The following is a 14,075-nucleotide window of genomic DNA, read 5'->3' as shown; positions in this document are numbered from 1 at the left end:
AGTAAAAAGGGCCTTCGGGCCCTTTTTACTTTTGCGCCACCGCCTTGGCCCGCGCCACCCCATAGCGCTGCAGCGTCTTCTCGCGCGCCTCGGCATGGTCCACCACCGGCACGGGATAGGTCTCGCCGAGCTTGATGCCCGCCGCCTCCAGCTCCACCGGCGATGCCGTCCACGGCGCATGGATTGCCGCGTTCGACAACCCCGCCAGTTGCGGCAGGTAGCGGCGGATGAACTTGCCCTCGGGGTCGAAGCGCTCGCTCTGCGTCACCGGGTTGAAGATGCGGAAGTAGGGCTGGGCGTCGCAGCCGCTGGAGCTGGCCCACTGCCAACCGCCGTTGTTCGAGGCCAGCTCGAAGTCGTTCAGGTGCTGTGCGAAGTAGCGTTCGCCACGCCGCCAGTCCAGCCCCAGGTCCTTGCACAGAAAGCTCGCCACCACCATGCGCAGGCGGTTGTGCATGTAGCCGCTCTGGTTGATCTGCAGCATCGCGGCATCGACCAGCGGGTAGCCCGTGCGGCCTTCGCACCAGGCGTCGAACAACTGGTCGGCGTGCTTGCCGTGGTGCCACTGGATCTTGTCGTACTCGGGGCGAAAGCTCTTCGACTCGCCACCTGTGTGCACGTGCGGGAAGTGCGCCAGGATCTGGAAGTAGAAGTCGCGCCAGATCAGCTCGCTGAGCCAGGTCGCGGCACCGGCATCGCCCAGCAGCGACAACTGATGCGCCACGCCGGTCATCTGCCGGATCGACACCGTGCCGAAGCGCAGGTGCACGCCCATGTAGCTGGGCCCGCGCACGGCCGGGAAGTTGCGCGCGGCGTCGTAGCGGTCGATGCGCTCGAAGAAATCCTCGAACAGCGCGCCGGCGCCCCGCGTGCCGGTGGGGATTTCCAGCTCCCCGAGGTTGCTCTTCGCAAAGCCGATGTCCTCCAGCGACGGCACCGGCTCCCTGTAGGCCTCCGGCAGTGGCGCCAGCGCGTCGGCATGGCTGCGCACGGGGTACGACTTGAGGAAGAAGGCATCGACCTTCGCCAGCCAGGCCCGCTTGTAGGGCGTGAACACGGTGTAGGGCTGGCCGGTCTTGGTCATGACCTCATCGCGGTCGAAGACGGTCGAGTCCTTGTACGTGTGGAAGGTCACGCCGGCATTGGCCAGCGCGCCGAACACCTTGGCGTCGCGCGCCAGTGCATCGGGCTCGTCGTCGCGGTTGGCGAACACGGCCTGCACATCGAGGTCGCGTGCCAGCGCGGGAATCTCGTGGACGGCGATGGCATGACGCACGATCAACCCGCCGCCCAGTGCGCGCAGCTCGGCTTGCAGCTCCACCAGCGATTCGCGGATGAATTCCACCCGCCGGTCGACGGTGGGCAGTGCGTCCAGGATCGCCTTGTCGAACACGAAAACACAGACCACCTGGCGGCAGGCGCGCAGTGCGCGATAGAGGGCCGCGTTGTCGTCCACGCGAAGGTCGCGGCGGAACCACATGAGCCCTTTGGGATAGGTCTTGTCGACGGCCAGTAAAATCGGGGGCATATGGCTGCCGATTCTGCCCCGATGAACCTCACGCATCACTTTTTGATAGCGATGCCCGGGATGGAAGACAAAACTTTCAACCGCAGCGTCGTGTACCTCTGCGAACACAGCGAGCGCGGTGCGCTCGGCCTGGTGATCAACAAACCCAGCGACATCAACCTCAAGGTGCTGTTCGAGAAGATCGAGTTGCACCTGTCGCGCCCCGAACTGGGCGAAGCGCCTGTTTTCCAGGGCGGCCCGGTGCAGACCGAGCGCGGCTTCGTGCTGCACGAGCCGGTCTTCGCCCATGCCGAGAAGCCCGAGGAATCGGTCTATGCCTCGACCATGACCATCCCCGGCGGGCTCGAAATGACCACCTCCAAGGACGTGCTCGAGGCCCTGGCCACCGGCTCTGGCCCGCGCAAGGTGCTGGTCTCGCTGGGCTATTCGGCCTGGGGCGAGGGCCAGCTCGAATCCGAACTGGCCGAGAACAGCTGGCTCACCGTGGGCGCCGACCCGGCCGTGATCTTCGATACGCCGGTCGAGCAGCGCTACGACAAGGCGTTGATGCTGCTGGGCCTCGAAGCCTGGAAGCTGTCTCCCGAAGCAGGGCACGCGTGAGCGTCGTGGTCATGCCAGACGCTCCCGCTCCCTCCGCTTCTTCACCTGTTCCCGTTGCCGTTCCGGCCCATTTCCAGACCTTCCTGGCCTTCGACTTCGGCCTGAAGCGCACCGGTGTGGCCAGCGGCAACCGGCTGCTGTCCACCGCGACCCCGCAGGCCACCATCAAGGCCGAGGGCGACGCCCGCTTCGTGCAAGTCGAGGCGCGCATCAAGGAATGGCAGCCCGACGCGCTGGTGATCGGCGTGCCCTATCACCCCGATGGCGCTCCGCACGAGAACACCCGCCGCGCGCAGAAGTTCGCGCGCCAGTTGCGGGGCCGTTTCAATCTCCAGGTGTTCGAGGTCGACGAGCGCTACAGCACCACCGAGGCCCTGTCGTCGGGTGCGCGCGATGCCGATGCCGCCTCGGCCTGCATCATCCTGGAGCAATTCCTGAGGAGCCTTGCGTGAGTTCAATTCCCGACGCCGAAGCGCTCTACACGAAGCTGCTGGCCGGCGTGAAGACGCTGATGCGCGCTGAAACGAAGCTGGTCGGCATCACCTCCGGCGGTGCCTGGCTGGTCGGGCGGCTGCAGAAAGACCTGGGCCTGCCCGGCGCCCCCGGCGTCATTTCGTCGGCCATGCACCGCGACGACTTCGCGTGCCGTGGCCTGTCGGCCAGCGCGCAGACCGCGCTGCCCTTCGACGTGAACGGCACGGACGTGCTGCTGCTCGACGACGTGTTCTACACAGGCCGCACCATCCGCGCGGTGCTCAACGAACTGTTCGACTTCGGCCGCCCGGCCTGCGTGCGGCTCGCCGTGCTGGTCGACCGCGGCGGGCGCGAGCTGCCGGTGGCGGCGGACTTCGCCGCGACGACGCTCACGCTGCCCGACACGCAGCTGCTGGCCCTCGCACGCGCGGACGATGGCGCGTTCAGCCTCAAGGTGGAGGAGAACTCGTGAGCTCCCACACTCATCACTGCGTGTATTCGTTGCCCCCCGAGGGGGCGCAGGCCTCCCTTGGGGCGGCCCGGCGGGAGGCCTGCTGATGCTCTACAAGCGAAATCCGCAGCTCAACAAGCACGGCGAGCTGATCCACCTGCTGTCGATCGAAGGGCTGCCCAAGGACATCGTCACGCACATCCTCGACACGGCGGCCAATTTCACCAGCGTGAGCGACCGCGAGGTGAAGAAGGTGCCGCTGCTGCGCGGCAAGAGTGTGTTCAACCGGTTCTTCGAGAACTCCACGCGCACCCGCACCACCTTCGAGATCGCGGCCAAGCGCCTGAGCGCCGACGTCATCAATCTCGACATCGCGCGCTCCTCGGCCACCAAGGGCGAATCGCTGCTCGACACCATCGCCAACCTGAGTGCGATGGCGGCCGACCTGTTCGTGGTGCGCCACAGCGAGTCGGGCGCGCCCTACCTGATCGCGCAGCACGTCGCGCCGCATGTGCACGTGGTGAATGCCGGTGACGGCCGCCACGCACATCCGACGCAGGGGCTGCTCGACATGTACACGATCCGCCACTACAAGAAAGACTTTGCGAACCTCACGGTCGCGATCGTCGGTGACGTGCTGCACTCGCGTGTGGCGCGCTCCGACATCCATGCGCTCACCACGCTCGGCTGCGCCGAAGTGCGCGTGGTCGGCCCCAAGACACTCGTGCCCGGCGACATGGCCGGCATGGGCGTGCGCGTGTGCCACACGCTCGAAGAAGGCATCAAAGACTGCGACGTCATCATCATGCTGCGCCTGCAGAACGAGCGCATGAGCGGCGCGCTGCTGCCCTCGTCGCAGGAGTTCTTCAAGACCTACGGCCTCACGCCCGAGAAGCTGCAACTGGCCAAGCCGGATGCCATCGTGATGCATCCGGGGCCGATCAATCGCGGGGTCGAGATCGACTCCGCCGTGGTCGATGGAAAGCAGAGCGTGATCCTTCCGCAGGTCACTTTTGGCATTGCGGTGCGCATGGCCGTGATGAGCATCGTGGCGGGCAACGAAGCATGAAAACGACACTGATCACCCACGGTCGCGTCATCGACCCCGCATCCGGCATCGACAGGAAGGCCGACATTGCACTGGTCGACGGCAAGATCGTCAGCATCGGCAACACGCCTGAGGGCTTCAGGGCCGACCGCACCATCGATGCCGCAGGCTGCGTCGTCGCCCCGGGCCTCGTCGACCTCGCCGCACGCCTGCGCGAACCCGGCTACGAACACGAAGGCATGCTCGAAAGCGAAATGGCCGCAGCCGTCGCGGGCGGCGTCACCAGCCTCGTGTGCCCGCCCGACACCGACCCGGTGCTCGACGAGCCCGGCCTGGTCGAGATGCTCAAGTTCCGCGCCGAGAAGCTGCAGTGCGCGCGCCTGTTCCCGCTCGGCGCGCTCACGCGCAACCTTGCCGGCGGCGTGCTGACCGAGATGGCCGAACTCACCGAGGCCGGTTGCATCGGCTTCAGCCAGGCCGACGTGCCGTTGGCCGACACGCAGGTGCTGCAACGCGCGTTGCTGTACGCCAGCACCTTCGGCTACACCGTCTGGCTGCGTCCACAAGACCGCGACCTCGGCAAGGGCGTCGCGGCCAGCGGCCCGCTCGCCACGCGGCTGGGCCTGGCGGGCGTGCCCGTGGCGGCCGAGACCATCGCCATCTTCACCATCATCGAACTGATGAAGAGCACCGGCGCGCGCGTGCACCTGTGCCGCATCTCCAGTGCCCGGGGCGTCGAGCTGGTGCGCGAGGCCAAGGCACAGGGCCTGCCGCTGACCTGCGACGTCAGCATCAACTCGCTGCACCTGGCCGACACCGACATCGGCTACTTCGACAGCCGCGCGCGCCTGAATCCGCCGCTGCGCCAGCAACGCGACCGCGAGGCACTGTCGGCCGCGCTGGCCGACGGCACCATCGACGCGCTGGTGTCCGACCACACGCCGGTCGAAGCCGACGCCAAGACGCTGCCCTTCGCCGAAGCCGAGCCGGGCGCCACCGGGCTCGAACTGCTGCTGCCGCTCGCGCTGCAATGGGCCGAGCGCAGTGGCGCCGGCATTGCGCGTGCGATCGAGGTCATCACCAGCGCGCCGGCACGCCTGCTGGCCGCCGCCGATGCGGGCAGCGGCATCGGCCGCCTTGTCGAAGGCGGCGTGGCCGACCTGTGCATCTTCGAGCCGACGCTCGAATGGCAGGTCCAGCCCTACGCGCTCAAGAGCCAGGGCAAGCACACGCCGTTTGCCGGCTACCCGCTGCAGGGCCGCGCGCGCCACACGCTGGTCGCGGGCCGCGTCGTCCACGGCTGAAGATCCCAAGCACGCCAAAGAACAAAAGGCCCACGTCCAGATGCTGCACTCACTGAAAGCCTGCTGGCGCCTGCTGCATGCGGTGGGGCATGCATTGGGCGGCTGGTGGACGATCCGCTTCACCTTTCCCGAGCTGTCACAGCAGGAGCGCAATGCGCGCGTGCAGGCCTGGTCGCAGCGCATGCTCGAGATCATGGGCATCACCCTCAAGGTGCAGGGCACGCCGCCGAGCGAAGGGCCAGTGCTGCTGATCTGCAACCACCTCTCGTGGCTGGACATCACCTGCATCCATGCGTCGCGCCACGTGCGCTTCGTGTCGAAGTCGGGCGTGAAGCAGTGGCCGCTGATCGGCACGCTGTCCACGGGTGCGGGCTCGCTCTACATCGAGCGCGAACGCCGCCGCGATGCATTGCGCGTGGTGCACCACATGACCGAGGCGCTGCGCAATGGCGACCTGATCGGCGTGTTCCCCGAAGGCACCACGAGCGACGGGCGCGGGCTGCTGCCCTTCCACGCCAACCTGCTGCAAGCGGCCATTTCATCGGGCGCGCCGGTGCTCCCGGTCGCGCTGCGCTTTGCCGATGCAGCCACTGGCGAGAACAGCCAGGCGCCGCGCTACATCGACGACGACAGTCTCGTCGCCTCGCTCTGGAACACGCTGCGCGCGCCGCCGCTGCTGGCCATCGTGCGCTTCGGCGAGCTGCAGGACTCGCACGGCCGCGAGCGCCGCGTCTGGGCGCAGTCGCTTCACGAAGACGTGCAGCAGTTGCGTCGCGATACCCACTGACGGCACCGACCGCACTGACCAAAAAAAGCGCCCCGTGAGAGGCGCTGAACGACGCGGATGCGTCGCGAGGAGGAAACGGTGTTCGAGTTCAGAGAATGCCGAAGACCTTCAGGCCGATGATCACGATGAGTGGCACGCCGCAAAGCCAAAGGATGATGCTTTTCATGATCGAGGTCTCCGTGAAGTAGGTAGGCCTCTACAGTGGCGGCACCCGTGACCGCCGCTTGCGGGATAAGGCAAAACACGCGCGTGAGCGCGTGCCTACACCTCTGTCGCTTCAGGCCTGCTCTGCTGTAGGCACAAAGCCCAGCCGGCGCGAAATTTCCAGCGCGCAGGCTTTCAGCGGCACGGCCACGCGGCCGTCCCAGTCGCTGTCGAAGGTGGCCTCGGGGCCCATCGCCGTGATGCCCAGCACCAGGTTGTTGGTCGAGTCGAACACCGGCGCGCAGAAGGCGTCGATGCCCGGGATCGGCTGGCCCAGCGTGCGCGACATGCCGTGCAGCCGCGTCTCGACCAGCAGTGCCTCGATCTGCGACTGCGACAGCTCTTCCGCGCCACGGCCGCCGGCCGGCCCGCGCAGGCGCGCGAGGTCGTCCACCATCATCTTTTCCACCACCTTGGGCGGCAGGTAGGCCGCGAACAGCCGCCCCGTGGCCGTGTAGGCCAGCGACATCACGGTGCCGGTGCGCAGGTTCACGTGCAGCGGGTGGATCGGCTCTTCCAGCCGCACGACGGTCGGCCCGAAGTTGCCCCACACGGCCACCGCGATGCTCTGCTCGGTCTCGGACGCGAGCGCCTCGATCAGCGGCGAAGCCTCCTTGATCGGGTCCAGCCGCTGCAGCTTGGCCAGGCCCAGTTGCAGGGCCAGCGGGCCCAACTCGTAGCGGCCCGCGCTGTCCTGCACGACAAAACCCACCTTCAGAAAACTGACGAGGTAAGGGTGCGCCTTGCCGACCGGAATGCCCGCCGACTTGCCGAGGTCGCGCAGCGCCATGGGCGCGACGTGCCGGCCGAGCGCAACCAGCAGTTGCGTTCCGATTTCGACTGACTGAATGCCACGTCTTGGCTTTTCCATGGGGCGCCCGGCGTGGGGGTTGAGAGTGGGGGCGAGTATAGCCATCAGGGTTTCTACTGATATTGTCACGATCAATCGACGATGACTGATCATCTGATAGTAACTAAACGACTTGACCATATCAACATCGCTACCTAAACTTCGCCGCAACTTAAGTCGTACACACACAGAGGCAAGACAGGCAGAGATGGAACAGAACACTTTTGAATGCGATGTGCTGGTTGTCGGCAGCGGCGCCTCGGGCATGTCCACCGCCATCACGGCGGCTTCGCAGGGGTTGAAGGTGCTGGTGGTCGACAAGGAGCCGCGCTTTGGCGGCACCACCGCGCGCTCGGGCGGCTGGCTGTGGATTCCGGGCACGCGCCTGGCCACGGAGCAGGGCATCCACGAACCCGAGGGCGCCGCGCTCGCCTACATGCGGCACGAGACCACCACCCACTTCGACGCGGCGCGCGTCGGCGCCTTCCTGGACATGGGCCCCAAGGCCATCGACTTCTTCACGCGCAACACCTGCGTGCAGTTCGACATGCCGGCGGTGTTTCCCGACTACCACGCCGAAGCACCCGGCGGCCAGCCGGGCGGTCGCTCGATGGTCACGCGCCCGTTCGATGGCCGCGAACTCGGCAAGCGCGTCAAGCAACTGGCGCCGCCGCTGCCCGAACTCACGGTGTTCGGGATGATGTTGGGCTCCGGCCCCGAGATCAAACACTTCATGCGCGCCTTCAAGTCGCCGACCTCGTTCTGGTACGTCACCAAGCGGCTGACCCGGCATTTCCTGGACGTGCTCGGCCACGGACGCGGCATGACGCTGACCAACGGCAATGCGCTGGCCGGCCGCTTGGCCAAGGCCGCGATGGACCTGGACATTCCCGTGTGGCTGTCGTCGCCGGTGAAGAAGCTCGTGGTCGAGTACGACGGCGTCTCCGGCGCGGTGGTGGAGCACGAAGGCAAGACACTGCGCATCGTCGCCAGGCGCGGCGTGGTGCTCGCCTGCGGCGGCTTTCCCTACGACGTGGAGCGCCGCAAGCAATTGTTCCCGCATGCGCCCACCGGCAAGGAGCACTACTCGCCTTCGCCCGAGACCAACACCGGCGACGGCCTGCGCCTGGCCGAAGCTGTGGGTGGCCGCGTCGACGGCACCATCCCGCATGCGGCGGCCTGGGTGCCCGCCTCGGTTACCACGCGCCCTGATGGCAGCAAGGGCGTGATGCCCCACTTCATCGACCGCGCCAAGCCCGGGGTGATCGCGGTCACGCCCAAGGGCAAGCGCTTTGCCAACGAAGGCAACTCGTACCACGACTTCGTGCAGGCGATGGTCAAGGCCTGCGAGGGCGAGCTCGAAGTCACGGCCTGGCTGCTGTGCGACCACAAGGCGCTGCGTGACTACGGCCTGGGCTGTGTCGCACCGTCGCCGCTGCCCATCGGCCGTCACCTGAAGAGCGGCTACCTCAAGCGCGGCGCGAGCATCGGCGAGCTGGCGAAAGAAATCGGCATTGCACCGGCCACGCTCGAAGCCACCGTGCAGGAGTTCAACAAGGGCGCACGCACCGGCGACGACCCCGCCTTCGGCAAAGGCAGCAAGGCCTACAACCGCTACCAGGGCGACGCCAACGTCACGCCCAACCCCTGCGTCGCGCCGCTGGAGAACGGTCCGTACTACGCCATCAAGCTGGTGATCGGCGACATCGGCACCTTCGCCGGCCTGGTCACCGACGAGAAGACCCGCGTGCTCGATGCCAACCGCCAGCCGATCCAGGGCCTCTATGCGGTCGGCAACGACGCGGCCAGCGTGATGGGCGGCAACTACCCCGGCGCCGGCATCACGCTCGGCCCGGCGCTGACCTTCGGCTACGTGGCGGGCCTGCAGCTCGCGCAGGCAGAGGCCCTGGCAACGGTGCAACTGAAGGTCGAGCAGCGCGAAGCCGTGCCCGTGAGCCGCAAGGCCTGAGTTTTCCAGTCAACGCATTCCACAGAAGGAGACACCGATGGCCTTTCCCTCCAACGTCGCGCCGCGCCTGCTCGAAGGCCGCCTGGCCCTCATCACCGGCGCCGGCCAGGGCAACGGCCGCGCGCTCGCACTCGGCCTGGCGCAAGCCGGCGCCCGCGTGGTCGTGACCGACATGAACGACGCCACCGTGCGCGAGACCGAGCAACTGGTGCGGGGCGAAGGCGGGCAGGCCTGGTCCTTCCTGCTCGACGTCACCTCACCCGAGGCCTGCAATGCGCTGGCCGCGAAGGTCGGCGAAGAGGTCGGCACGATCGACCTGCTGGTCAACAACGCCGGCATCATCATTCGCGAGACCACCGCCAGCCCCAACGCGGCGGCCAACTGGAAGAAGACCATCGACGTGAACGTGCACGGCACCTTCAACACGACGCTGGCCTTCATCCCCGCGATCAAGCAGACCCGGGGCTCGATCATCAACATCGCCTCGATTGCCGCCTATGCGGGGCAGGGCGCGAGCCTCGGCTACTCGCCCTCCAAGGGCGCCATCAAGATGCTTACGCAGTCGCTGGCGCAAGAGCTGGCACCGGCTGGCGTGCGCGTGAATGCGCTCGCACCGGGCGTGATCGAAACGCCGATGACCGCCGCCACGCGCGACAACCCGGGCCGCCTCGAATCGTTCATGACGCGCATCCCGATGGGCCGCGTCGGCCAGACCGAAGACCTCGTGGGCCCGGTGATCTTCCTGGCCAGCGACATGTCGCGCTACGTCACCGGCATCACGCTGCCGGTGGACGGCGGCTTCCTCGCCGTCTGAGCCCCTTCGCCTTTCCGCTTCCTCGTCCGTCACATCCATCAGGAGACAAAAAATGAAAACCATCCGTCTGTACAAGACATTGCTCGCGACCGCCGCGTTCGCAGCTTTTGCCGCCACCGCGTCGGCGCAGGACATCAAGCTCGGCTACAACGGCGACCTCTCGGCCTCACCCTCGGCGCAGAGCGGCCAGGCCGCGGTGCTCGGCATGGAAGCGGCTATTGCGGACATCAACGCCGCCGGTGGCGTGCTCGGCAAGAAGCTGGCGCTGGTGACGCGCGACGACGTGTCGGCACCGCCCAAGTCGATCCAGAACATGAGCGACCTGATCGACAACGAGAAGGTGGTCGCGGTGTTCGGCCCCACCAACTCGGGCAACGCCATGGCCTGGAAGCACATCGCCAACCAGAAGAAGATTCCGGTGCTGGGCAACGTGGGCTCGGGCACCGACATCACCAAGCCGATGAGCCCCGGCGCCGACAACTACATGTTCCGCGTCTCGATGGTCGACCGCGAGCAAGTGGCTGCGCTCATGGCCTACGTGAAGAAGAACACCGCCGGCTCCAAGGTCGTGGGCCTGATGGCCGAGACCACCGGCTACGGCCAGGGCGGCCTGAAGGACATGGAAGACATCGCCAAGCTGCAGGACATCAAGATCGCGGCCACCGAGCGCTTCGGCGTCGGCGACACCGACATGACCTCGCAGCTGAGCAAGATGAAGGCGGCCAACGTCGACACCGTGGTGGTGTGGGCGCAGGGCACGCCCATCGCGCAACTGGTGCGCAGCATGGAGAAGATCAACTACTTCCCGTTGACGCTCACCTCCTGGGCCGCCGACAACATCACCTTCTACGACGCGGCAGGCAAGGCGCTGGCCGAGAAGCCGATCTTCATGCGCACCGTGAGCGAAACCCGCACGCCCGCGCAGCAGAAGCTGTTCGACCGCATCGGCACCAAGCTGAAGGCGCCGGGCTCGTTCTCGTTCGCGCTGCATGGCTACGACTCGATGCAACTGCTGGCGCAGGCGATGAAGCAGGCCAACAGCACCGACGGCGCCGCCGTGCGTGCCGCGCTGGAAGACCTGAAGACGCCGGTGCAGGGCGTGCTCAAGACCTACGACAAGCCCTTCAGCAAGACCAACCACGAAGCCCTGACCGCCAAGGACCTGGTGTGGATCCGCTGGAAGGACGGCAAGCTGCTGCCCTACAGCGACGCGCTGATCGGCGCGCTCAAGCCGGCCGACTTCAAGCAGTAACAAGAGAACCAAGAGACGGGGCGGGGCTGTCCTCGCGCGGCCCCGCTTCGTCTCGCAACGGAGATACACACCATGGTTGAAGCCCTCCTGCAGGCGCTCATCAGCGGGCTCGCCGTCGGCGGTGCCTATGCGCTGGTGGCACTCGGATTCAGCATCACGTTCACGACCACCAAGACGTTGAACTTCTCTCACGGCGAGTTCGTCTCGGCCGGTGCGTTCATCGGCATGAGCGCGCTGTTCCTGGTGCTGGGCAAGCCCTTCGATTCCACCACCTTCGGCGACGCCATCCCCGGCGCGGGCGCGCAGATGTTCGCGCTCGTGGCCGCGCTCGGCGTGATGGGGCTGCTGGGCTGGTTGCTCTACGTACTGGGCGTGCGCCCGTTCGCGGGCCGCCCCGGCATGGCCTGGGTGATGAGCACGCTGGGCTTCGGCGTGATTTTGCAGAGCGTGGGCCTGGCCATCTGGGGCCCGAAGCCCGTGGTGGTGCCCGCGCCCGTGGGCGATGCGGTGATCCGCATGTTCGGTGTGGGCGTGCGCCCGCAGGAACTGCTGACGCTCGGCGTGGCCGTGGTCGTGATGTTCGGCTTCGACCGCGTGATGAACCGCACCATGGTCGGCAAGGCCATGCGCGCGGTCGCGCAGAACGGCAACGTGGCGAGCCTCATGGGCATCAACACCAACGCCATGATGATCGGCGCCTTCGTCGTCAGCTCGGCGCTGGCCGGCCTGTCGGGTTTCCTGCTCGCGCCCATCGCGCAGGCTTCGCTGTTCATGGGGTTGACCGTGGGGCTCAAGGGCTTCTCGGGCGCGATGATCGGCGGCCTGAGCAATCCGCGCGGCTGCGTGATCGGCGGCTTTTTGCTCGGCGTGCTGGAGTCGATGGTCAATCTCTGGCAGGCGCAGTGGCGCGAGGTGGCGGTATTCGCACTCGTGATCCTGGTGCTGGCCTTCCGGCCCACCGGCCTGTTCGGCCGCAAGACGGTGGAGAAGGTATGAAGCGCTTCGCCCATCCCGCCGGCGTGGTGCTGGCGGCGGCCGTCCTGATCGGCATCGTCTCGATGCTCGGCAACGACTACTACCTGCGCATCGCCTTCATGATGTGCGTCTACTACCTGTGCGCCGCCGGCATGAACGTGCTGGTCGGCTATGCGGGACAGAAATCGCTCGGGCAGGCCGGATTGTTCGCGGCCGGTGCCTACGGCGTCGCGCTGCTGACCTCGCGCACGGACATGGACCCATGGCTCGCGCTCGCACTGGCCGCCGTCATCTCGGGCCTGTGCGGCGTGCTCATCGCACTGCCGTCGCTGCGCGTGAAGGGCCCGTACCTGGCCATGGTCACGCTGGCCTTCGGCATCGTGGTCGAGAAGCTCGTGGGCGAATGGACCGACGTGTTCGGTGGCGCGCAGGGCATCTACGGCATCCGCCCGCTCACCTGGAAGGGTGCGCCGCTGGACACCACGCAGTGGGTCATCCTCGGCATCGTGCTGTGCGCCGCATTGCACCTGCTGCTGCGCAACCTGTTGAGTGGCCGCTTCGGCCGCGCGCTGCTGTCGCTGCAGGCGGACGAGATCGCTTCGTCGTCGGTGGGCGTGCGCGTGTACCGCGCCAAGGTCATGGCCTTCGTGGTCGCGGCCGTCACCTGCGGCATTGCGGGCGCGCTGGTCGCGCAGCAGAACCAGTACATCAACTCGGACTTCATCACTTTCCACCTGTCGATCTTCATCCTGCTGCTGGTGCTGTTCGGCGGCGCGGGTTCGATGTACGGCCCGCTGGTGGGCGCGGTGCTGCTCACGCTGACCGACGCGCTGCTGGCGCGCTGGCCGTCGGCGCAGCACTTCCTGTACGGCTTCCTGCTGCTGTTTGCGCTGTACGTCATGCCGGGCGGTGTGGTGGGCCTGTTCAACAAGTGGTTCATGAAGCCGCGCCATCGCGGCGAAGGCACGGGCGACAGCGGCGTGCCCGGACAGATAGGCCCCGGCGGCGAAGGCGAGCTGCTGGTGGTGCAGGGCGTCACCAAGTCGTATGGCGGCGTGAAGCCGGCGCAGGACGTGTCGTTCCGCCTGCAGCGCGGCCACATCCATGCGCTGATCGGGCCGAACGGCGCGGGCAAGAGCACCATGATCAACATGCTCACCGGCGTGATCGAGCCCGATGCCGGATCGATCCGCTTCCTGGGCCAGAACATCGTGGGCCAACCGGCCCACACCATCTGCTGCCTGGGCATGGGCCGCACCTTTCAGAACCTGCGGTTGTTCGCGGACCTCTCGGTGCTCGACAACGTGATGCTGGGCCGGCACAGCCGCATGAGCAATGGCTTCCTGTCGTCGCTGCTCGCCTGGCCGACCGCCGGCAGGCAGGAGCAGGCGACGCGCGACCGTGCACTGCAACTGCTCGACCTGGTGGACCTGGGCCACCTCGCGCACTGGCCCGCGGGCAGCCTGCCCTATGGCCTGCAGCGCCGCGTGGAGCTGGCGCGCGCGCTGGCCACCGAACCGCAACTGCTGCTGCTCGACGAACCCGCCGCCGGCCTCAATCCGCAGGAGACGGCCGAACTCGGCGAGCTGCTGCTGCGCATCGGCAAGTGCGGCGTATCGATCCTGATGGTGGAGCACCACATGGACCTTGTGATGTCGATCTCGGACCATGTGATCGTGCTCGACTACGGCATCAAGATCGCCGAGGGCAAGCCCGCCGAGGTGCAGGCCAACCCGCGCGTGGTCGAGGCCTACCTGGGCGTCGACGACGACGAAGAAGAAGTGCTGGCCACGGCCATGCCCGCCTGAGCAGAAAGACC

At 67.0% G+C, this 14,075-nt stretch carries 13 protein-coding genes; 11 read left to right on the top strand and 2 right to left on the bottom strand.

The features are described 5' to 3' along the window. Positions 1-25 precede the first annotated feature (25 nt). Positions 26-1,528, bottom strand: a complete 1,503-nt coding sequence (locus H7F35_RS07325) for a cryptochrome/photolyase family protein (protein ID WP_187112263.1) — start codon at positions 1,526-1,528, stop codon at positions 26-28. Here H7F35_RS07325 and H7F35_RS07320 point away from each other — a divergent pair, their 5' ends adjacent. From H7F35_RS07320 to H7F35_RS07295, 6 genes are all read left to right on the top strand, one after another. After that, positions 1,529-2,128 (top strand): YqgE/AlgH family protein, encoded by a 600-nt coding sequence (locus H7F35_RS07320; RefSeq protein ID WP_187112262.1) that lies wholly within the window; start codon positions 1,529-1,531, stop codon positions 2,126-2,128. It abuts the gene before it with no gap. Between the two features lie 11 nt (positions 2,129-2,139). After that, positions 2,140-2,580, top strand: a complete 441-nt coding sequence (ruvX, locus tag H7F35_RS07315; protein ID WP_187112261.1) for a Holliday junction resolvase RuvX — start codon at positions 2,140-2,142, stop codon at positions 2,578-2,580. Next, a complete protein-coding gene (gene pyrR, locus H7F35_RS07310; RefSeq protein ID WP_187112260.1) occupies positions 2,577-3,074 on the top strand; it encodes a bifunctional pyr operon transcriptional regulator/uracil phosphoribosyltransferase PyrR in 498 nt (165 codons plus the stop codon). The genes ruvX and pyrR overlap by 4 nt, the downstream gene beginning before the upstream one ends. An 85-nt stretch (positions 3,075-3,159) precedes the next feature. Next, entirely contained in the window at positions 3,160-4,122 is a 963-nt protein-coding gene (locus tag H7F35_RS07305; RefSeq protein WP_187112259.1) for an aspartate carbamoyltransferase catalytic subunit, read from the top strand. Continuing rightward, entirely contained in the window at positions 4,119-5,405 is a 1,287-nt protein-coding gene (locus tag H7F35_RS07300) for a dihydroorotase (protein WP_187112258.1), read from the top strand. Before H7F35_RS07305 ends, H7F35_RS07300 begins: the two co-directional genes overlap by 4 nt. 40 nt (positions 5,406-5,445) lie before the next feature. After that, a complete protein-coding gene (locus H7F35_RS07295) occupies positions 5,446-6,192 on the top strand; it encodes a lysophospholipid acyltransferase family protein (protein ID WP_187112257.1) in 747 nt (248 codons plus the stop codon). Positions 6,193-6,469: 277 nt separating this feature from the next. Here the strand turns inward: H7F35_RS07295 and H7F35_RS07290 are convergent, their stop codons facing one another. Then, complete coding sequence (locus H7F35_RS07290) at positions 6,470-7,267, bottom strand: IclR family transcriptional regulator (protein ID WP_187112256.1); 798 nt, start codon at positions 7,265-7,267, stop codon at positions 6,470-6,472. Positions 7,268-7,454: 187 nt separating this feature from the next. Here H7F35_RS07290 and H7F35_RS07285 point away from each other — a divergent pair, with 187 nt between their 5' ends. From H7F35_RS07285 to H7F35_RS07265, 5 genes are all read left to right on the top strand, one after another. Next, positions 7,455-9,215 carry an FAD-dependent oxidoreductase gene (locus H7F35_RS07285; RefSeq protein ID WP_187112255.1) on the top strand — a complete coding sequence of 587 codons (1,761 nt, stop codon included), beginning with the start codon at positions 7,455-7,457 and terminating at the stop codon, positions 9,213-9,215. 37 nt (positions 9,216-9,252) lie between these two features. Then, positions 9,253-10,029, top strand: a complete 777-nt coding sequence (locus H7F35_RS07280; RefSeq protein WP_187112254.1) for an SDR family NAD(P)-dependent oxidoreductase — start codon at positions 9,253-9,255, stop codon at positions 10,027-10,029. 52 nt (positions 10,030-10,081) lie between these two features. After that, positions 10,082-11,281, top strand: a complete 1,200-nt coding sequence (locus tag H7F35_RS07275) for an ABC transporter substrate-binding protein (RefSeq protein ID WP_187112253.1) — start codon at positions 10,082-10,084, stop codon at positions 11,279-11,281. 72 nt (positions 11,282-11,353) lie between these two features. Then, on the top strand, positions 11,354-12,277 hold the full coding sequence (locus H7F35_RS07270) for a branched-chain amino acid ABC transporter permease (RefSeq protein WP_187112252.1): 924 nt from the start codon (positions 11,354-11,356) through the stop codon (positions 12,275-12,277). Then, complete coding sequence (locus H7F35_RS07265) at positions 12,274-14,064, top strand: ABC transporter permease subunit (protein WP_187112251.1); 1,791 nt, start codon at positions 12,274-12,276, stop codon at positions 14,062-14,064. The genes H7F35_RS07270 and H7F35_RS07265 overlap by 4 nt, the downstream gene beginning before the upstream one ends. Positions 14,065-14,075 lie beyond the last annotated feature (11 nt).

Source organism: Variovorax sp. PAMC26660 (assembly GCF_014302995.1).
In the GTDB taxonomy this organism is placed as follows: Bacteria; Pseudomonadota; Gammaproteobacteria; order Burkholderiales; family Burkholderiaceae_C; genus Variovorax.
The sequence above is the reverse complement of the archived record's forward strand: the minus strand, read 5'-3'. Positions and strand labels throughout refer to the sequence as shown.